The sequence below is a fragment of the Kitasatospora sp. NPDC092948 genome (assembly GCF_044754805.1).
GTDB lineage: Bacteria > Actinomycetota > Actinomycetes > Streptomycetales > Streptomycetaceae > Kitasatospora.
On record NZ_JBIVPU010000003.1, the window covers coordinates 394578 to 413229 of the forward strand.

Annotated in this window: 17 protein-coding genes; 8 read left to right on the forward strand and 9 right to left on the reverse strand. The window is 73.5% G+C overall.

Annotation, left to right across the window (positions count from 1 at the left end):
• Positions 1 to 93: 93 nt before the first annotated feature.
• The 3 genes from ACIQF6_RS11315 to ACIQF6_RS11325 all read left to right on the forward strand — a co-directional run bounded on the left by ACIQF6_RS11315 (position 94) and on the right by ACIQF6_RS11325 (position 2771).
• Positions 94 to 1035 carry a LysR substrate-binding domain-containing protein gene (locus ACIQF6_RS11315; RefSeq protein ID WP_400893028.1) on the forward strand — a complete coding sequence of 314 codons (942 nt, stop codon included), beginning with the start codon at positions 94 to 96 and terminating at the stop codon, positions 1033 to 1035.
• Positions 1036 to 1179: 144 nt separating this feature from the next.
• Positions 1180 to 2049, forward strand: coding sequence for an AAA family ATPase (locus ACIQF6_RS11320; protein WP_400893030.1), 870 nt, complete (start codon positions 1180 to 1182; stop codon positions 2047 to 2049).
• Positions 2046 to 2771, forward strand: a complete 726-nt coding sequence (locus ACIQF6_RS11325) for an HNH endonuclease (RefSeq protein WP_400893033.1) — start codon at positions 2046 to 2048, stop codon at positions 2769 to 2771. Before ACIQF6_RS11320 ends, ACIQF6_RS11325 begins: the two co-directional genes overlap by 4 nt.
• Before the next feature lie 18 nt (positions 2772 to 2789).
• Here ACIQF6_RS11325 and ACIQF6_RS11330 read toward each other — a convergent pair whose 3' ends face one another.
• From ACIQF6_RS11330 to ACIQF6_RS11340, 3 genes are all read right to left on the reverse strand, one after another.
• Positions 2790 to 4508 (reverse strand): SpoIIE family protein phosphatase, encoded by a 1719-nt coding sequence (locus ACIQF6_RS11330; protein WP_400893035.1) that lies wholly within the window; start codon positions 4506 to 4508, stop codon positions 2790 to 2792.
• A 57-nt stretch (positions 4509 to 4565) separates the two neighbouring features.
• A complete protein-coding gene (locus ACIQF6_RS11335) occupies positions 4566 to 5303 on the reverse strand; it encodes a class I SAM-dependent methyltransferase (RefSeq protein ID WP_400893038.1) in 738 nt (245 codons plus the stop codon).
• A 427-nt stretch (positions 5304 to 5730) separates the two neighbouring features.
• Positions 5731 to 8703: a BTAD domain-containing putative transcriptional regulator gene (locus ACIQF6_RS11340; RefSeq protein ID WP_400893040.1), complete on the reverse strand. Its 2973-nt coding sequence runs from the start codon at positions 8701 to 8703 to the stop codon at positions 5731 to 5733.
• 209 nt (positions 8704 to 8912) lie between these two features.
• On the opposite strand from ACIQF6_RS11340, the gene ACIQF6_RS11345 reads away from it, so the two are divergent.
• Positions 8913 to 9131: a hypothetical protein gene (locus ACIQF6_RS11345; RefSeq protein ID WP_400893042.1), complete on the forward strand. Its 219-nt coding sequence runs from the start codon at positions 8913 to 8915 to the stop codon at positions 9129 to 9131.
• A 66-nt stretch (positions 9132 to 9197) separates the two neighbouring features.
• On the opposite strand, the gene ACIQF6_RS11350 is transcribed toward ACIQF6_RS11345, so the two are convergent.
• Positions 9198 to 10859 carry a fumarate hydratase gene (locus ACIQF6_RS11350; RefSeq protein ID WP_400893044.1) on the reverse strand — a complete coding sequence of 554 codons (1662 nt, stop codon included), beginning with the start codon at positions 10857 to 10859 and terminating at the stop codon, positions 9198 to 9200.
• 200 nt (positions 10860 to 11059) lie between these two features.
• Between ACIQF6_RS11350 and ACIQF6_RS11355 the strand changes: the two genes are divergently transcribed.
• Together ACIQF6_RS11355 and ACIQF6_RS11360 are read left to right on the forward strand one after the other, a co-directional pair.
• Positions 11060 to 11800: a DUF1707 domain-containing protein gene (locus tag ACIQF6_RS11355; RefSeq protein WP_400893046.1), complete on the forward strand. Its 741-nt coding sequence runs from the start codon at positions 11060 to 11062 to the stop codon at positions 11798 to 11800.
• Positions 11801 to 12041: 241 nt separating this feature from the next.
• Positions 12042 to 12395, forward strand: coding sequence for a WhiB family transcriptional regulator (locus ACIQF6_RS11360; RefSeq protein ID WP_400893049.1), 354 nt, complete (start codon positions 12042 to 12044; stop codon positions 12393 to 12395).
• Between the two features lie 157 nt (positions 12396 to 12552).
• On the opposite strand, the gene glpX is transcribed toward ACIQF6_RS11360, so the two are convergent.
• Positions 12553 to 13593: a class II fructose-bisphosphatase gene (gene glpX, locus ACIQF6_RS11365; RefSeq protein WP_400893052.1), complete on the reverse strand. Its 1041-nt coding sequence runs from the start codon at positions 13591 to 13593 to the stop codon at positions 12553 to 12555.
• Positions 13594 to 13775: 182 nt separating this feature from the next.
• Between glpX and ACIQF6_RS11370 the strand changes: the two genes are divergently transcribed.
• A complete protein-coding gene (locus ACIQF6_RS11370) occupies positions 13776 to 14303 on the forward strand; it encodes a DUF4245 domain-containing protein (protein WP_400893055.1) in 528 nt (175 codons plus the stop codon).
• Positions 14304 to 14441: 138 nt separating this feature from the next.
• Here ACIQF6_RS11370 and ACIQF6_RS11375 read toward each other — a convergent pair whose 3' ends face one another.
• Both ACIQF6_RS11375 and ACIQF6_RS11380 read right to left on the reverse strand, forming a co-directional pair.
• Positions 14442 to 15035, reverse strand: a complete 594-nt coding sequence (locus tag ACIQF6_RS11375) for a malonic semialdehyde reductase (RefSeq protein ID WP_400893057.1) — start codon at positions 15033 to 15035, stop codon at positions 14442 to 14444.
• A gap of 125 nt (positions 15036 to 15160) precedes the next feature.
• A complete protein-coding gene (locus ACIQF6_RS11380; protein WP_380487730.1) occupies positions 15161 to 15391 on the reverse strand; it encodes an exodeoxyribonuclease VII small subunit in 231 nt (76 codons plus the stop codon).
• Between the two features lie 61 nt (positions 15392 to 15452).
• Between ACIQF6_RS11380 and ACIQF6_RS11385 the strand changes: the two genes are divergently transcribed.
• On the forward strand, positions 15453 to 15932 hold the full coding sequence (locus tag ACIQF6_RS11385; RefSeq protein WP_400893061.1) for a GNAT family N-acetyltransferase: 480 nt from the start codon (positions 15453 to 15455) through the stop codon (positions 15930 to 15932).
• A gap of 7 nt (positions 15933 to 15939) precedes the next feature.
• On the opposite strand, the gene xseA is transcribed toward ACIQF6_RS11385, so the two are convergent.
• Together xseA and ACIQF6_RS11395 are read right to left on the reverse strand one after the other, a co-directional pair.
• Positions 15940 to 17154, reverse strand: coding sequence for an exodeoxyribonuclease VII large subunit (gene xseA / locus ACIQF6_RS11390; RefSeq protein WP_400893063.1), 1215 nt, complete (start codon positions 17152 to 17154; stop codon positions 15940 to 15942).
• A 98-nt stretch (positions 17155 to 17252) separates the two neighbouring features.
• Entirely contained in the window at positions 17253 to 18623 is a 1371-nt protein-coding gene (locus ACIQF6_RS11395) for an APC family permease (RefSeq protein WP_400893065.1), read from the reverse strand.
• Between the last annotated feature and the right edge of the window lie 29 nt (positions 18624 to 18652).

The window sequence follows — 18652 nt, forward strand, 5'->3', positions numbered from 1 at the left end:
CAGTGAAATCGGATCTGCTGCTTTGCCCGATAGGCAATCCCGATCAGTGCGGCACACTGGTGGCAGCACCGGATCCACTCAGGAAGCGCGGCCGTGAAGCACCCTACGCAACGCACCCCCACCGTCTCCCAGCTGCGGGCCTTCGCCGCCGTCGCGGAACACCTGCACTTCCGGGAGGCCGCCGCCGCGATCGGCACCAGCCAGTCCGCGCTGTCCGGCGCGGTCGCCGCACTGGAGGAGGCCCTCGGCGCGCAGCTGGTGGAACGCACCACCCGACGCGTCATGATCACCCCGCTCGGGGAGCGGGTCGCCGCCCACGCCAGGGAGGTGCTGTCCGCGCTGCACGCCCTCGCCGAGGAGGTCGAGGCCGCCCGCCGCCCCTTCACCGGGCCGCTGCACCTCGGCGTGATCCCGACCGTCGCGCCCTACCTGCTGCCGACCGTCCTGCGCCTGGTCCGCGACGCCTACCCCGACCTCGAACTGCACGTCCACGAGGAACGCACCCCCTCCCTGCTGGACGGCCTGGCCACCGGACGGCTCGATCTGCTGCTGCTCGCCCTGCCCGCCGGCGGGAGCGCGCCGGTGGCCGAAATCCCGCTGTTCGACGAGGACTTCGTGCTGATCGTGCCGCCCGAGCACGAACTCGCCGGCCGGATCGACGTACCCCGGGACGCCCTGCTCGACCTCGACGTCCTGCTGCTGGAGGAGGGCCACTGCCTGCGCGACCAGGCCCTCGACATCTGCCGCGAGGTCGGCGCCGACGTCTCCGGCGGGAGCACCCGCGCCGCCGGACTCTCCACCCTGGTCCAACTGGTCGCCGGCGGCCTCGGCGTCACCCTGCTCCCCGCCACCGCGCTCGACGTCGAGACCGGTCGCAGCGACCGCCTCGCCGCCGTCCGCTTCGCCGCCCCCACCCCCGGCCGCCGCATCGGCCTCGCCCACCGCCCCGGCTCCGCCCGCACCCCGGAGTACGACCGCTTCGCGGCCGCCCTCCGGGACGCCCTCCGGGGCCTCCCCGTTCGCATCGCCGCCTGACCCCTGCGCCCGCCGACCCGTGGCCCCGCCGCCCGGGCGCACGCCGGACAACCCGCTGCGCGGGGCGTGGCGGGGCACGGGTGGGTGGGCCGGCGGTGGGCATAACTACCCTGCGGGAGCGAGCCAGGGGGTGGCCGGGTGTACGTGTCGCGGATCAGGATCGACGGGGTGAAGTGCTTCGCCGGTGCGCGGGCCGTCGATGTGACGGTGCCGCCGGGGCCGGGGTGGACGGTGGTGGCCGGGCCGAACGGGAGCGGGAAGAGCACGCTGCTCCGGGCGGTCGGGGTGGCGCTCGGGGCGCTGCCGGGTGACCCCGGGGGCCGGGTGGAGGTGACGCCCGCGCCGCAGGCGCTGTTCGTGGATCCCGCCGAGGGCCGCGGTGTCGCGCTGGACGCCGAACCGGTGGACGGCGTGCTGCCCGCCGGCTGGCGGGTCAGCGATGCGCGGCGGCAGTACGTGGCGAACGGGACGCTGGAGCTGCCGCTGGACGAACTCGGCGACGGCGTCGCCGCGTTGGCCCGGCTGGTCGGCCGTCTCGCGGCGGCCCCGCGAACCGGCCCGGTGCTGATCGACGACGTGGACCGCCACCTGCACCCGGTGTGGCAGCAGCGGATCGGACCGTGGCTGACCGAGCACTTCCCGCACGCCCAGTTCCTGGTCGCCACCCACAGCCCCTACGTCTGCCAGGCCGCCGATCCGGGCGCGCTGATCCGACTGCCCGGCCCCGCCGAGGACTTCGCCCCGCACCGGCTGGACGAGGACCTGCGCCAGCGGGTGCTGTACGGCAGCGGCGAGGACACCGTGCTGTCCGAACTGTTCGGCCTGCCCAGCGCCTACTCGCCGGCCGCCGAGGCCGAACGCCGGCTGCTGGTGAGGCTGGAGCGCAAGATGTACGCGGGCCGGGCCACCGACGCGGAACTCGCCGAGTACCGGGAGCTCGGGGCGAAGCTGAACAGCTCGCTGACCGCCCGGGTCGACGAGGTCACCGCGCGGCTGCTCGGCCGCGACCGGTGATCCCGCTCCGGCGGCCCGCCCTGCAGCCCAGGCTGGCCGCCGACCTCGACCGTGCCACCGCCGGCATCCGGGCGGCCGGCCCGTCCACCGCGTCCGGCCGCGCCGCGTGGCGCAAGGCCGTCCGCCCGAAGGCCCAACTGCGGTTGATGCTGCGGCAGATGGCGCCGGGGTTGGAACGCTGCATGTACTGCGGGGACAACCTGGGCACCGACATCGACCACTTCGAGCCGATCGCCCAGGCGCCGCTGCGCACCTTCGACTGGCAGAACCACCTGCTGGCGTGCGCGCACTGCAACAGCAACCGCAAACGCGACCGCTTCCCGCGCGACCCGGCCACCGGCGACGGCCTGCTGGTCGACCCGTGCCGGGAGGATCCGGCCGACCACCTGGTGCTCTACCTGGACTCCGGCGCGTACGACCCGCTCACCGTCCGGGGCGAGGCCACCATCGAGGTGTTCGGTCTCAACGAGCGGCCCGAACTGGTGCGCGGCCGGCGGATGATGTTCGCCGTGGTCAAGGCCCTGCTGCTGACCTGGCACGCCGCGGGCCCCACCGAGGCCGACGAGTACGCGGCGGCGCTGCGCGAGATCCACCACGCCGACGTCCTGCGCACCGTCCTCGGCCTGCACCGCACCCGCCCCCTGGCCCTCGCCGTCCTCGGCCCCGACGTCCTCGCCGCACTGGACGAACTCACCGCCACCGACGGCAGGTTCACCGTCTGACCGGCGTCCGGCCCGGGCTCAGATGCGCTGCTCGAACCAGACCACCTTGCCGGCGCCCAACCGGGTCGCGCCCCAGCGGTCCGCGCAGCGGGCGACTATCTGCAGGCCGCGGCCGCGCTCCTCGTCCGGGCCGACCCGGCGGGTGCGGGGGAGGGCGGCCGAGTCGTCGCCGACCTCGCAGCGGAGCCGGGAGGTGCGGACCAGCCGGAGCGTCACCGGGCGGGTGGCGTGCCGGATCGCGTTGGTGACCAGCTCGCTGACCATCAACTCGCAGTTCTCGCGCAGATGGTCCAGGCCCCAGTTGTGCAGCGCGTGCCCGGCCAGCCGGCGGGCCCGGCCGGGCGTCTCGTGGCGCGGCTGGAGGTACCAGTAGGCGACGTCGGCGGCGGGGATGCCGTCGAACGCCGCGGCCAGCAGTGCGATGTCGTCGGCCCGGTCGCCCGGCGGCAGGATCCGCAGCGCCTCCTGGCAGAGCTGCTCCGGGGCGAGCCGGTGCGCGCCCTCCAGCCGGGCCCGCAGCAGTTCCAGGCCGGTGCCCAGCGGGCGGCGGCGGGTCTCCACCAGGCCGTCGGTGAACAGCAGCAGCGCCGAGCCGGGCGGGGCGGCCAGCTCCACCGAGGTGAAGTCCACGCCGCCGACGCCGATCGGCGCGCCCGGCGGCAGGTCCAGCAGCTCGCTGGAGCCGTCCGGGGCGACCAGCACCGGCGGCACGTGCCCGGCGCTGGCTATCACCACCCGGCCCGCGATCGGGTCGTACACCGCGTACACGCAGGTCGCCAAGTGGTGCTCGCGGCCCAGGCGTTGGGCCTGCTCGTCGAGGTGGTACAGCACCTCGTGCGGCGGCAGGTCGAGGCCCGCCAGGGTCTGCGCGGAGGTGCGCAGCTGGCCCATCACCGCGGCCGAGGTCAGCGAGTGGCCCATCACGTCGCCGACGATCAGCGCCACCCGGTTGCCCGGCAGCGGGATCGAGTCGTACCAGTCGCCGCCGACCTGCGCCCCGCGCTCGCCCGGCAGGTAGCGGTGCGCCAGGCGCACGCCGTGCGGCTGCGGGAGGTGCGCGGGCAGCATCGAGCGCTGCAACTCGTCGGCGATCTCCCACTCGCGGGTGTAGCGCAGCGCGGTGTCCACGGCCAGGCCCGCATGGGTCGCCAGGTGCGCGGCCGTCGCGGTGTCCGCCGGGTCGAACGACACCGGCTGCCCGTCCGCCGCCGGGCGCCGGATCAGCAGCAGCATGCCCAGCGCCGCCTGCCGCCCGTGCAGCGGCAGCGCCAGCAGCGCCGTCCCCGCGGGCAGCCGGCCCAGCGCCCGGGCGCCCAGCAGTTCGGCGGGCAGGCCGCCGCGCCCCTCGTCCAGCACCAGCGGCCCGTGCGGCGCCCGCCGTTCCAGGGCACGCTCCAGCGCGCTGCCGGGCGGCACCGGGCGCAGCCCGCCGCGGCGGCCCAGCCGCGTCCCGACGGTGTGCAGCACCCGCAGCGCGCGCGGCCGCCCGAGGTCGCGTTCGACGTCCGGCAGCGGGTCGCGGACCAGCACCACCAGGGCGTCCGCGAGCTCGGGCACCAGCACCCGGCCCAGATTGCGCAGCGTGGCCGTCAGATCGAGCGAGCTGTTGATCCGCCGGGCCGCGCCGTCCAAGTACGCCAGGCGCTCGGCAAGCCGCGGCGGCCCGTCCGGCGGCGGATGCCGCTGGACGGGTACGGCGGGCTGCTGCCCCGCCAGGGGCTCCAGGTGGTCGCGCACGGGCTGCCCGATTCTGTGCAGATGTGGAGGACGTCGTGGGCGGAGGCTGCCGCCGGGTCAGCCGGTGCGCCGGCAGCGCAGGTACAGCTGGGTCTCCGGCGGCTGCGTGGACCCCGCCGGGGCGTACGACTGGCTGTCCACCGCCTCCACGGCGAAGCCGGACCGCTCCAGCAGCGCCGTCAGCTCCTCGCGCAGGTAGCCGCTGACCCGGATCTCCTGCTCCAGGAACGGCAACGGCGCGTTGTCCAGGTCCGCCTCCACCATGCCCAGCGCCAGCAGGCCGCCCGGGCGCAGCAGTTCGCGGATCCGGCCGAGCGCCTCGGCGATCTCCGTCCGGGGCAGCATCAGCAGCGAGAAGAACGCCGCCGCGCCGTCCCAGGCGCCGGCCCCGGCCGGCCCCAGCTCGGGCACGCCCCAGAGCTCCCCGGCGTTCCCGGTGGCCAGGTCGACGACGTCGAACCGGCGGAACTCGGCCTCCGGCACGGCCTTCCGCGCCTGCTCCAGCATGCCCTCCGAGAGGTCCACGCCGAGCACCCGCAGGCCGCCGTCCGCCAGCTGACGCGCGGTCGGCTCACCCGCGCCGCAGCCCACGTCCACCACCCGGGCCCCGGCCGGCAGCTGCTCCAGCAGCCACCCCGCACAGGTCAACTGGCCCGACCTGGCCGGAAACACCTCCTGGTACCGCTCACCCATCGCATCGAACGCGGCGGCCTGACCGGCCCGCTCGGCCCGTCGGCCCTCACCCGCGGACGCCCGTTCGGCGTCGGCGGGGACAGCAGTCTGTTCGTCCGTCACCTGATCTGGGCACCTCTCCCGCGCGCGTCCTGCCCCACCTGTCGTGGTCCGCACACCACTCCCGACCCTGGCCTATGAGAATAAACGCGATCACCGCACTGTGGAGTCCGTTTCCGGCCAACTCGTGCGCCGTTGGGCGATTATCGTCCGCCGGCCGAGGCGCACCGTCGCCCGCAACGGAGCACGCCCACCGCCCGCGCCCCGCCCGCCAGGTCCACGCCACGCCCTTGACCTGCCCTGATGTCCGATCAATTCAATTGCTTCGGACGTTTATTGAACGTCAATCGCGGCCTGGCAGAGTCTTCCTCAGCGCCGGGGAAGCGTCAAAGCGTTCCCGCAGCCGGGGGGCTGCGGGGACGCTGACGCCCCAGGGGGACAGGCCTTCGCCATGGGGGGACCAGGGGGGTACCACGGGGGGAGCGAAGGCCTACGGCGCGGGGGGAGGGGAAGGCTCGGTGTGCCGAGAGTCGATGAGGTCCTGCACGGGCTGGGCCTCTGGCACACCGAGCCGCGTGAACACCGTCAACGCCTCCTGAAGACACGCCAGACCACGCGACGGCTGCCCGAGTTCGAGCAGCGCCTCGCCGAGAGCGGCGTTGGCCATGCCCTGGCAGTACGCGGCCTCGATCTCCTGCGCGATCGACAGCGACTCCTCCGCGGCCTCGGCCGCCGCCGCGAACCGGCCGTCCGCGAGCAGACAGGCGGCGAGGCGGGCGAGGGAGTAGCCCTCCCAGATCGGGTGCTGATGGGCCCGGTACAGCTGGTGCGCCTCACGGAGGTGTATCGCCGCCTCGCCGGGATCGCCGGTCGACCGCAGCACCACGCCCAACTGGTAGAGGGTGTCGGCCACGCAGGAGGCGTTGCCGGAGGCCCGAGCCGCCGTCACCGCCGCCTGGGCGGCCTCCACCGCCTCCTCGTGCCGGTCCAGTCCGACGTAGGCGCGTGCCATGTTGCCGAGCAGCCGTGCCTCGCTGATCGGCGCGTCGAGTTCGGACACGAGCAGGCGGGCCTGTTCGTAGAACGGCAGCGCCTCGGCCGGCCGGCCCGCCATGATCAGGACGGTCGCGATGGTGCTGGTCGTGGCCAGCCGCAGCATGGTGGCGGGCTCGGCCGGCTGGAGGGCCAGGCAGGCCGCCAACGCCTCCTCGGCCTCGGTGAGTTCGGCCGCCACCTGGTGCATGTGGCCGAGCGCGTAGTGCACCCGGGCCAGGGTCCCCGCGTCGTTCCGGGCCGCAGGATTCGCCGCGGCGGCGTGCAGCACACCGCGGATGCGCGGTGCGAGCGACGGGTCCTCGACCACGCTGGTCATGCTCTGGAGAACCTCCACGGCGGGCTGCACCAGGTCCAGCGGGCCACTGGCCGCCGCCTCGACCGTGCCGAGCAGCACCACGACCTCCGACCGGAGCCACTCGCGGGCCGCGGCCGTGCCGGAGAACGGCAGCCCGGGCGCCTGCGCGGTGTGCAGCGGCTCCACCGGCTCGTCGTCGGGTTCGAGCACGTGCACGGCGTTCCGGATGGTGGCGTGGAGCAGGTCCAGCAGCCGCAGCAGCGCCGCGTGCTGGTTCTCCGCGTCGCCGGTCTTGACGTTCTGCCGCTGGGCGTAGAGGCGCAGCAGGTCGTGGTAGCGGTACCGGCCGGGTGTGAAGCACTCCAGCATGTTCGCCTCGACCAGGGCCTCCGCCAGGTCCTCCGCCTCCCGTTCGGCGGTGCCGAGCAGGGCGGCGACGGCCGCCAGCGGCAGGTCCGGCGAGTCCACCAGCGCGAGCAGCCGGAACGCCCGGGCCTCCTCGGGCTGGAGCTGGGCGTAACCGAGCCCCAGGGTGGTCTCCACGGCGAGGTTGCCGAGCTGGAGTTCCTGGAGCCGGTTGCGCTGGTCCGCTAACCGGCGGGCGAGGTCCGAGACGCTCCAACGCGGACGGCTGGCCAGCCGGGCGGCGGCGATCCGGACCGCCAGCGGCAGGAACCCGCAGAAGGTCACCACCTGGAGCGCGGCCTCGGGCTCGGCGGCCACCCGCTCGACGCCGACGATCGCGGAGAACAGCGCCAGCGCCTCGTCCGGAGTCAGCTCCTCGATGTCCACCAGGTGTGCGCCGGGGATCTCCGCCAGCCGCGAACGGCTGGTCACCATCACGGCGTTGCCGGAGACGCCCGGGATCAGCGGCCTCAACTGCTGGGCGTCGCGGGCGTTGTCGAGCAGGATCAGCATCCGCTTGTCGGCCAGCTGCGAGCGGTACATCGCGGCGCGCTGGTCCAACGAGTCAGGGGCGTCGGGTACGCCCAGCGCGTGCAGGAAGTCACCGAGCACCACCGCAGGATCGGCCGGGGACGCGCCCGCGCCGCGCAGGTCCACGTACAGCTGCCCGTCCGGGAAGTCCGGCCGCAGCAGGTGTGCCACGTGCACCGCGAGGGTGGTCTTCCCGACGCCGCCGATGCCGGCCAGCGACGTCACGACCACGGCTTGGCCGGAACCCGCCCTCAGCACGTCCCGGAGCTCGCTGACCACCTTGCTGCGCCCGCTGAAGTCCGATACGTCGGCCGGGAGCTGAGCCGGCGGGACGAAGGAGGTCGACTCCTCGGAGGCGGCCTTCTGCGGCACGGCGAGGACCGCCATCAGCTCCGGGTCGCCGGCCAGGATGCGGGCGTGCATCGCGGCCAGCGCGGTGCCGGGCTCGACGCCGAGCTCCTCGATCAGCAGTTTCCGGGTGTCCGCGTACACGCCCAGGGACTCGGCCTGCCGGCCGCTGCGGTAGAGCGCCAGCATCAGCAGCTCGCGCAGCCGTTCGCGCAGCGGGTGGGCGGTGGACAGCGAGTTGAGCTCGGAGACGACATCGGCGTGCAGGCCGATCTCCAGCGCCATCGCGCAGCGCTCCTCGGCCACCGCGAGCCGGCGCTCCGTCAACCGGCTGCGCTGCGACTCGGCGTAGGGCCCCGGCACCCCCGGAAGCGGGCGGCCGCTCCACAGGTCGAGCGCCGAGACCAGCCCGTCGTGAGCGGCGCGGAAGGTTCCCTCGGCACGCGCGTTCGCGGCCTCCGCGACCCGCTGTTCGAAGACCGCCAGGTCCAGGGACTCCGGCGAGATCCGCAGCACGTAACCGTCGCTCACCGAGACCAGGACCTCGGCGGGCTTGCGGACTTCGCGGTTCGGCTCCAGCACCGAGCGCAGCCGGGAGATGTACGTGCGCAGCGCGGCGACCGCCTGCGGTGGGGTCCGGTCGCCCCAGATGCCGTCCACCAGGTCGTCGGTGGTCACCGGGCGGCCCTCGCCGAGCAGCAGGGCGACCAGGACCGCCTGCTGTTGCGGCGATCCGAGCGCCAGCGGTGCGTCACCACGCCATGCCTGGACAGGGCCGAGCACTTGGAAGCGCAACGCCTCGGCGGAGCGCGTGCTCTGAAGCTCCATGTCCTCCCCTGTGGCCGATGAACCGTCTGTTCCCCACGCTGCCGCCGGTCGTGTGGGGGCGTCAGCTTATGAGGGTGCGAGCAAACGTCCACCAAGCGGATGCGAGGTGCAACGTTTATGAGACATTTAGCGGTCCCTACGATACTGGGCCGCGCACCCGGGGTTAGTCGTCCGGGTGATCCATCCTCAGCTGAAAGGCGGCCCACCCCATGGCCGACGAGACCACCACCCTCGCTCCCGAGGCGGGGCAAACCCCGGCCCCGGTCGAGCACATCGCCGAGCCCACCGACCAGAGCGCGATCGAGCGTGCCTTCGAGGTGCTGGCCGGGCAGCCGGCCGCCCCGGCTGTGGAGCGGATCGAGCAGCCGGTCTCGCCGGACGACGACGAGAAGTTCGAGCCGCTCGGTACCATCCCGAACACCCCGTGACCGACGCCCGCACCCGCAGAACGAGCCCCGACCCTCACCGGCCGGGGCTCGTCCCGTTTCAGCGGGTCACTGCGCCGAGCGCACCCGCAGGTTGGTGATCAGCGGGCCGTCGGTCACCTCGGCGAAGAAGTCGTTGCCCTTGTCGTCCACCACGATGAACGCCGGGAAGTCCTCGACCTCGATGCGCCAGACGGCCTCCATGCCGAGCTCGGGGTACTCCAGGACCTCGACCTTCTTGATGCAGTCCTGGGCGAGTCGGGCCGCCGGGCCGCCGATCGAGCCGAGGTAGAAGCCGCCGTGGTCGTTGCAGGCCTTGGTGACCTGCTTGGAGCGGTTGCCCTTGGCGAGCATGACCATCGAGCCGCCGGCGGCCTGGAACTGGTCGACGTAGGAGTCCATCCGGCCGGCCGTGGTGGGGCCGAAGGAGCCGGACGCGTAGCCCTCGGGGGTCTTCGCCGGGCCCGCGTAGTAGACCGGGTGGTCCTTCATGTACTGCGGCATGCCCTCGCCGCGGTCGAGCCGCTCCTTGATCTTGGCGTGCGCGATGTCGCGGGCGACGACCAGCGTGCCGGAGAGCGAGAGCCGGGTCTTCACGGGGTACTTGGAGAGCTGCTCGCGGATCGCGGCCATCGGCTGGTCGAGGTCGACGCGGACCACGTCGCCGTCCAGGTGGGCGTCGGTGGTCTCCGGCAGGTACTTGGCCGGCTCGGTCTCCAGCTGCTCCAGGAACACGCCCTCGGCGGTGATCTTGCCGAGCGCCTGGCGGTCGGCCGAGCAGGAGACGGCCATCGCGACCGGCAGCGAGGCGCCGTGCCGGGGCAGGCGGATGACGCGGACGTCGTGGCAGAAGTACTTGCCGCCGAACTGCGCGCCGATGCCGATCTTCTGGGTGAGCTCGAGGACCTTCTGCTCCAGCTCCAGGTCACGGAAGCCGTGGCCGGTCTTCGCGTCGCCGCCGGTCGGCAGGTTGTCCAGGTAGTGCGCGGAGGCGTACTTCGCGGTCTTCAGGGCGAACTCGGCGCTGGTGCCGCCGACCACGATCGCCAGGTGGTACGGCGGGCAGGCCGCGGTGCCCAGCGAGCGGATCTTCTGCTCCAGGAAGGTGAGCATCGACGACTCGTTGAGGATCGCCTTGGTCTCCTGGTACAGGTACGACTTGTTCGCCGAGCCGCCGCCCTTGGCCATGAACAGGAACTTGTAGGCGTCCCCGTCGGTGGCGTACAGCTCGATCTGGGCCGGCAGGTTGTTGCCGGTGTTCTTCTCGTCCCACATGGTCACGGGGGCCATCTGGGAGTAGCGCAGGTTCAGCTTGGTGTACGCGTCGTACACGCCGCGGGCGATCGCCGACTCGTCCTGACCGGACGTCAGCACGTTCTGGCCGCGCTTGCCCATCACGATCGCGGTGCCGGTGTCCTGGCACATCGGGAGGATGCCGCCGGCCGAGATGTTGACGTTCTTCAGCAGGTCCAGCGCCACGAAGCGGTCGTTCGGGCTGGCCTCCGGGTCGTCCAGGATGCGGCGCAGCTGGGCCAGGTGGGCCGGGCGCAGGTAGTGCGAGATGTCGTGCATCGCCTCGGCGGTGAGCAGCCGCAGGGCCTCCGGCTCGACCTGGAGGAAGGTGCGGCCGCCGGCCTCGAAGGTGGAGACGCCCTCGGAGGTGAGCTTGCGGTACGGGGTGGTGTCCGCACCGAGCGGGAGCAGGTCGCGGTAGGCGAACTCTGAAGCCATGGGGGAGATCCTTCAGTTCTTTCGGCGTCGTCGACGAGGCACCCTCCAGGTTAGGCGCAAGGCGCGCGCCCCCGGCGCTCAGGTCGACCTGCGTGACGCGGGTCACCCTGCGCTCCCCGGGCCCGCTCCGCCCGCTGTGCGCCACGCGCATTGCGTCGAACCGGCGTTCGGGCCTTGAGCGGGCTCGCTAGGCTTGTGACGTGGACAACTCTCCCGCCCAGCAGCCGCAGGGCCAGCCGCCCGCCCCGATGAAGAAGACCGAGCCCACGCCGGCTCCCGTCCCTGCCCCCGGTACCGGCCCGGCCGCCGAGCTCCGGGCCGCCGACGCCGACCGCGAACGCGTCGCCGACCTGCTGCGTGACGCCTACGCGGAGGGCCGGCTCACCGTCGACGAGCACGCCGAACGGATCGAGGCCGCCTACAACGCCCGCACGTTCGGCGAACTGGAGCCGCTCACCCGCGACCTGCCCAGCCACCCGGGGCCGATCCGGCACAACCTGACCAAGCCGCCGCTGGACGCGCCGGCCCCCGCCCCGCAGCCGCCGCTGCCGCCGGCCCGGGCCGAAGCGCCCACCATGGTCGCGGTGTTCGGCGGCGCCGCCCGCAAGGGCCGCTGGCGGGTGGGTTCGCACCTGAAGGCGATCGCGGTGTTCGGCGGCGTCGAGATCGACCTGACCGACGCGGTGTTCGAGTCGCCCGAGGTGGTCATCGAGGTGATCGCGGTGTTCGGCGGGGTCGAGGTCCGGGTCCCGGAGAACGTCACCCTGCAGGGCAGCGGCGCCGGCATCTTCGGCGGCTTCGACGTCCGCGAGCAGACCTCGCCGGACCCGTACGCGCCGGTGGTGCGGATCAAGGGCGCGGCGGTGTTCGGCGGTTGCGACGCCAAGGCGAGGCGCGGCAAGAAGCTCAAGGAATGGGTCCGCCGCCAGCTGGAGGGCTGACCTGCGGCGATCTCCTGGATCGTCAACTCGCTTGGCGGCACTCGCCGTTGCGGCGAGTGCAGCGGGTAGTCGATTGCGTGCGGTGTGCATGAATCCGGGGGTGGCGGGGTAGTTCCAATCGCACATCGTTCCTGTACGGCTGTGACCCCGCGGGTCGGCGACGGTGCCACGGCGAGGGAGCACGGGGCAGTCGGGCAGGAGGCGACCGATCCCCGAGCCTTGAGCCTGGTCAGGAGTCACCGTGCTGCATCCGATCGAGTCCACCGCCGCCGCCCGCCGCCCCGCGGCCCCGGATCCGGACGACAACCCCTGGCACACCTCCGCCGCCTGCCGCAGCGACGAGGCCGGGCTGTTCTTCGCTCCCTCCAAGGAGCCGACGGCCGCCCGGCTCTCCCGCGAGGAGCACGCCAAGCGCGTCTGCGCCCGCTGCCCGGTGCTGATCGAATGCCGCGAGCACGCGCTGGCCCAGCCCGAGCCGTACGGCGTCTGGGGCGGGCTGACGGCCGCCGAGCGCCGCGTGGTGCTCGCCCGCCGGCGCCGCCGCGACGCCGAACTGCTGGACGCCCGGCGCCTGACGGCACGGATAGCGGGCTGAGCCGGGAGAGCCGGACGAGCCGGCGGACCGAACGCGTCGAGCCGGCCGAACGCGCTGAGCGGGCGGAACGGGCCCGGGAAGGCCGCGAGGCCGGGGCGGCCGGGGAGCGATTCCCCGGCGGCCCCGAATGTGCGTGCGGACCTGGTCCGGCGGTGCCTCAGTTGGCCCGGTCGAAGTCGATCGCGCTGTAGGCCCGCAGCTTGGACAGCTTGTGGGTGGAGTCGATCCGCCGGATCGTCCCGCTCTTGGAGCGCATCACCAGCGACGAGGTGGTGGCGGTCTCCGAGCGGTAGTGGACGCCGCGCAGCAGCTCGCCGTCGGTGATGCCGGTGGCGACGAAGAACACGTTCTCGCCGCTGACCAGGTCGTCGGTGTGCAGCACCCGGTCCAGGTCGTGGCCGGCGTCCAGCGCCTTGCGCTTCTCCGCCTCGTCCTTGGGCCACAGCCGGCCCTGGATGACGCCGCCCATGCACTTCATCGCGCAGGCCGCGATGATGCCCTCGGGGGTGCCGCCGACGCCCATCAGCAGGTCCACGCCGGTGCCCTCGCGGGCCGCCATGATCGCGCCGGCCACGTCGCCGTCGGAGATGAACTTGATCCGGGCGCCGGCCTCGCGGATCTCCTTGACCAGGTCGTTGTGGCGGGGCCGGTCCAGGACGACGACGGTGACGTCCTCGACGGCGGAGCCCTTGGCCTTGGCGACCCGGCGGATGTTGACGGCTGCGGGGGCGGTGATGTCGACGAAGTCGGCCGCCTCGGGGCCGCAGACCAGCTTGTCCATGTAGAAGACCGCGCTGGGGTCGAACATGGTGCCGCGGTCGGCGACGGCCAGGACGGCGACGGCGTTGTTCATGCCCTTGGCGGTCAGCGTGGTGCCGTCCACCGGGTCGACCGCCACGTCGCACTCGGCGCCGGTGCCGTCGCCGACCCGCTCGCCGTTGTACAGCATCGGGGCTTCGTCCTTCTCGCCCTCGCCGATGACGACCACGCCGTTCATCGAGACGGTGGACACCAGGGTGCGCATCGCCTTCACGGCTGCGCCGTCGGCGCCGTTCTTGTCGCCCCGGCCGACCCAGCGGCCGGCGGCCATCGCGGCGGCCTCGGTGACCCGGACCAGTTCGAGGGCCAGGTTGCGGTCGGGGGCTTCCGGCGCGACCTCCAGGGCGCTGGGAAGGTGGTGCGGGTACTGCGTGGTCATCGTCGTTACCTCTCTGTACGCGACGACAAGTCAGCATCGGGTCACGGAGGGTCACCGGCGCTGCTACGAGGGTTGATGCGATCGTATCGGCAGGTGGGACGGGCGTCTGCGGCGCACTCCGCGCGCACCGCGACGGGGCGGCCGGTCGTCGGCGTTCCGTAAGCGCCGCCTACCATGGGCGGGTGGCAGGAGACAGCAGCAAGAAGGGCCGCCAGACGGTACGGGACATGGTCCTGTCGATGGCGGCGGTCGGCGTCGTGGTGACGGTCGCGTACTTCAGCATCCCCAGCGCGGACGGCAAGAGCGGCGTCCATCCGGTGCAGTACCAGGTGGAACTCGCGTCGGCGAAGCGCGCCGCCCCGTACCCGCTGGTCGGGCCGCAGCCGCTGCCGGAGGGCTGGCACGCGACCTCGGTGAGCTACAGCCCGAGTGACAAGGGCCACGCCGTGTGGCACCTGGGCTTCAGCACCGCCTCCGGCCAGTACGCGGCGATCGAGCAGAGCGACGGCAAGGCCGACGACGTGGTGGCCAAGAACGTCCCCGGCGGCAAGCCGGACGGCAGCTCCACGGTGGACGGCCAGGAGTGGCAGCGGGTGCAGGGCGACCGCTACCGGGCGCTGACCCGCCCGGCCGGCAGCACCGGCACCACGGTGCTCACCGGCACCGCCTCCTACGAGGAACTCGCGCAGCTCGCCCAGTCGCTGAAGTGACACCGCCGCTGAAGCGGCACCGTCGCTGAAGCGACACCTGTGCCACGGCACGCGAAAGGCCCCCGCCGGGAACGGCGGGGGCCTTCGCTGTCACGGCGTCGGAGCGGACCCGGACGGCGGTGACTCGGGTGCGGCGGCTCAGACGGTGGTGACGACCTCGTCGTAGGCCAGACGCGGGCTGCGCGGGAACCAGGCGTCCTCGCCCGGCTTGCCGATGTTGACCACGGCCAGCACCGAGTGCTCGCCGTCGCCGAAGAACTCCTTGTTGATGCCCTCGGCGTTGTAGCCGGTCATCGGGCCGGCGGCCAGGCCGGCGGCGCGGATGCCGATGATGAAGTACGCGGCCTGCAGGGCGCCGTTCAGCGTGGCGGAGGCCTCGCGGACCGGGCGCTCGCTGAAGAACACGTCCTTGGCCTGCGGGAAGTGCGGCAGCTGGGTCGGGAGCTCCTCGTGGAACTCGTTGTCGGCGGCCAGGATCGCGACCAGCGGCGCGCCGGCGGTCTTGGCCTGGTTGCCCTCGGCCATGTGCTGCACCAGGCGGGCGCGGCCCTCCTCGGAGCGGACCAGGACGATGCGCAGCGGCTGCTGGTTGAAGGCGGTCGGGCCGAACTTCACCAGCTCGTAGATCGCCTGGATCTGCTCGTCGCTGACCGGCTCCGTCGAGAAGGTGTTGGCGGTGCGGGCCTCGCGGAAGAGCAGGTCCTGGGCGGCGGCGTCGAGGGCCAGGGTCATGACGGTGTCCTACCTCAAGCTGTGGGGCGGTCGGGCACGGCGGGTGCCGTACACACCGGTCCAACTTCGGTGAAAGTTAAACCATTCCCCGGCCTGCCTGTGATGTGCGCCACAGCCCGGCGCGGCTACTCGCCCGCCGACTCCTCGGCCGCCAGCGCCGCGTCCAACCGGGCCCGGGCGCCGTCCAGCCAGCGCTGGCACACCTTCGCCAGCTGCTCGCCGCGCTCCCACAGCGCCAGCGACTCCTCCAGCGTCGTGCCGCCGGTCTCCAGCCGCCGCACCACCTCCAGCAGCTCGTCCCGCGCCTGCTCGTACCCGAGCACCTGCTCGACACCCGCACCCTGCTGATCAGCCATGCCGCCCAGACTAGGGGCTGACCCGGACAAACCCCTTGCGCCCCCGCCTACGCTGCCGCACATGAGCACCCCACGCCCCGCCCGCCCCGAGGACGCCGCCGAACTGGTCCGGCTGCGCACCCTGATGTTCGCCGCCATGCAGGGCGAAACCCGCCCCGGCGACTGGCAGCAGACCGCACACGACCTGGTGGCCCGTCAGCTGGCCGAACCCGACCGCCGCCTCCAGGCGTACGTCGTCGACGACCCGGACCGCCCCGGCCGACTGGCCAGCTGCGCCGTCGGCACCCTGGAGCAGCGGCTGCCCGCCCCCGGCCACCCCGACGGCCTGTTCGGGTTCGTCTTCAACATCTGCACCGACCCCGCCCACCGCGGCCGGGGCCACGCCCGGGCCTGCACCGAGGCCCTGCTCGGCTGGTTCGACGAGCGCCGCGCCACCCGGATCGACCTGCACGCCACCGAGGGCGGCGAGGCGCTCTACCGCAGCCTCGGCTTCCACGAGCACTCCACCGCGCTCTCGCGCCAGCGGCTGCTCGCCGACTGAGCCGCCGTCAGCCCTGCTCCGGCACCCGCACCTCGAACGCGCCGCCCGCCACCCGGGCCCGCAGTGCCTCGCCGGCGGCCGGCTGGCCCGGGTCCGTCACCACCGTGCCGTCCTCGCGCTGCAGCACCGCGTACCCGCGCTCCAGGGTGGCCAGCGGGGACAGCGCGACCACCCGGGCCAGCGCATGGCCCAGGTCGGTCTGCGCATGGTCCAGCCGGTGCCCCAGCACCCGGCGGGCCCGCTCCACCAGCGCCGTCACCTCCGCGCCGCGGGCCGCCACCGCCTCGGTCGGCGCCGCGAGCGCCGGCCGGCTGCGCACCGACGCCAGACCCGCCGCCTCCCGGTCGACCCGGTGCACCACGTACCGCCGTGCCCGGTCCCGCAGCTGACGCACCTTCGCCAGCTCCTCGCCGACGTCCGGCACCACCCGCTTCGCCGCGTCGGTCGGCGTGGACGCCCGCAGGTCCGCGACGAAGTCCAGCAGCGGCTGGTCCGGCTCGTGGCCGATCGCACTCACCACCGGCGTCCGGGCCGCCGCCACCGTCCGCACCAACTCCTCGTCGGAGAACGGCAGCAGGTCCTCCACGCTGCCGCCGCCGCGGGCCACCACGATCACCTCGACCTCCGGGTGCGCGTCCAGCTCGCGCACCGCGGCACTCACCTGCGACACCGCCTGCGGCCCCTGCACCAGCACGTTCCGCACCTCGAACCGCACCGCCGGCCAGCGCCGCCGGGCGTTCTCCAGCACGTCCCGCTCGGCCGCCGAACCGCGGCCGGTCACCAGGCCCACGCAGCCCGGCAGGAACGGCAGCGGCTTCTTCCGGGAGTCCTCGAACAGGCCCTCGGCGAACAGCTTCCGCTTCAACTGCTCCAGCCGGGCCAGCAGTTCACCCAGCCCGACGAGCCGGATCTCGGACGCCCGGAGCGAGAGCGTGCCGCGCGCCGCGTACCACTCCGGCTTCGCCAGCACGATCACCCGCGAGCCCTCCTGCACGGCGTCCGCGACCTGCTCGAACACCGAACGGAAGCACGTCACCGTCAACGAGACGTCCCGGTCCGGGTCCCGCAGCGTCAGGAACACCATCCCCGCCCCCGGCCGCCGGGACAGCTGCGCGATCTGTCCCTCCACCCACACCTCGCCCAGCCGATCGACCCACCCGCCGATCAGCGCCGAGACCTTTGCCACGGGCAGGGGGGCTTCGGGACTGCTCGCATTAGCCATTCCCAGAGGCTATGCGAACGGAGGGACAGCACAAGCAGGGGCGCGGGGGACGGCGCGACCGGCCCACGCCCGTCGGTGCGGCCGCGCCCACGGGCAGCTCACCGCCCCGCGTCGCGATCCGGCCGATCGCGCAGCCGGTTCCCCCCGCCCGCGAAGAGGATCAGCAACCCCACCGCCAGCCAGATCCCGCCCACGATCAGCGCCGTGTGCGAGGCCTCCACCAGGACGGCGACGATCACGGCGACGCCCAGCATCGGGACGACGGCGTGGCGCAGCCAGTCGCGGGAGTGGCCGCGGACGACGTACCAGCCGACCACCGAGGCGTGCAGCAGGATGAACGCGGTGAGGGCGCCGACGTTGACCACCGAGGTGAGCTGGTCGAGTCCGTCGTCCCGGCGGGCGGCCCAGACGGCGGCGAACAGGGTGATGACGGCGGCCGTGAGCAGGGCCCGGCGGGGGACGGCGGTGCGCTCGTCGACGGCTCCGAGCACGCGGGGCAGCCGGCCGGCCCGGCCCATCGCGAAGACCAGGCGGCCGGCCGCGGCCTGCCCGGCGAGCGCGGCGAACGCCGCACCGATCGCCTTGGAGGCGGCGATCAGCACGTGCAGCCAGTGCCCGACCGCGGCTTCGACGGTGTCGTAGAACGCGGACCCCTGCGCGGCCGGGTCGGCGGCCAGCTGATCGGGCGTCATGGGTTCCAGCACCGCCGCCAGGTAGGTCTGGGCGACGAACAGCAGGCCGGCCACGGCCAGGCACCACAGCACCGCCCGGGCGACCGCCGCCGACGCGCCGACGGCCTCCTCCACGAAGGAGGCGATCGCGTCGAAGCCGAGGAAGGAGAGCACCGCGACCGACACCGCCGCCAGCACCGCCGTCAACGAGAAGCCGCCGACTCCCCCGAACGGGGACCCCCAGTCCCGGGCCGCCCCGTGCAGGGCCAGCTCCACCGAGGCCGCGACCACGAACACCGTCAGCACCACGATCTCCATGGCCAGCACCGCGAAACCGACCACGGCCGCCGTCCGCACCCCGCTGAGGTTGAGCGCGGTGGTGACCAGCACGGCCAGCACCGTCCACACCCACCGCGACACGTCCGGCACCAGCGAGTTCAGCGCGATGCCGGAGAACAGGTACGCGACGGCGGGAATCAGCAGGTAGTCGAGCATCGCCATCCACCCGGCGATGAACCCCGGCCCCTCGCCCAGCCCGGCCCGCGCGTACGCGAACACCGACCCGGCCCGGGGCACCGCCCGGACCATCTCGGCGTACGACAGGGCGGTGAACCCCATCGCCAGAGTGGCGACCAGGTAGACGGCGGCCACCGCGCCGTGGCTCTTCGCGTCCAGCACGCCGAACACGCCGACCGGCGCCATCGGGGCGATGAACAGCAACCCGTACACCATCAGATCGCGCACCCCGAGCGTGCGCCGCAGTTCTGTCGTCCCTGGCTGTGTGCTCACCCTCGCCATTCCACCCGGCCGCACCCGCCCCGACAGTG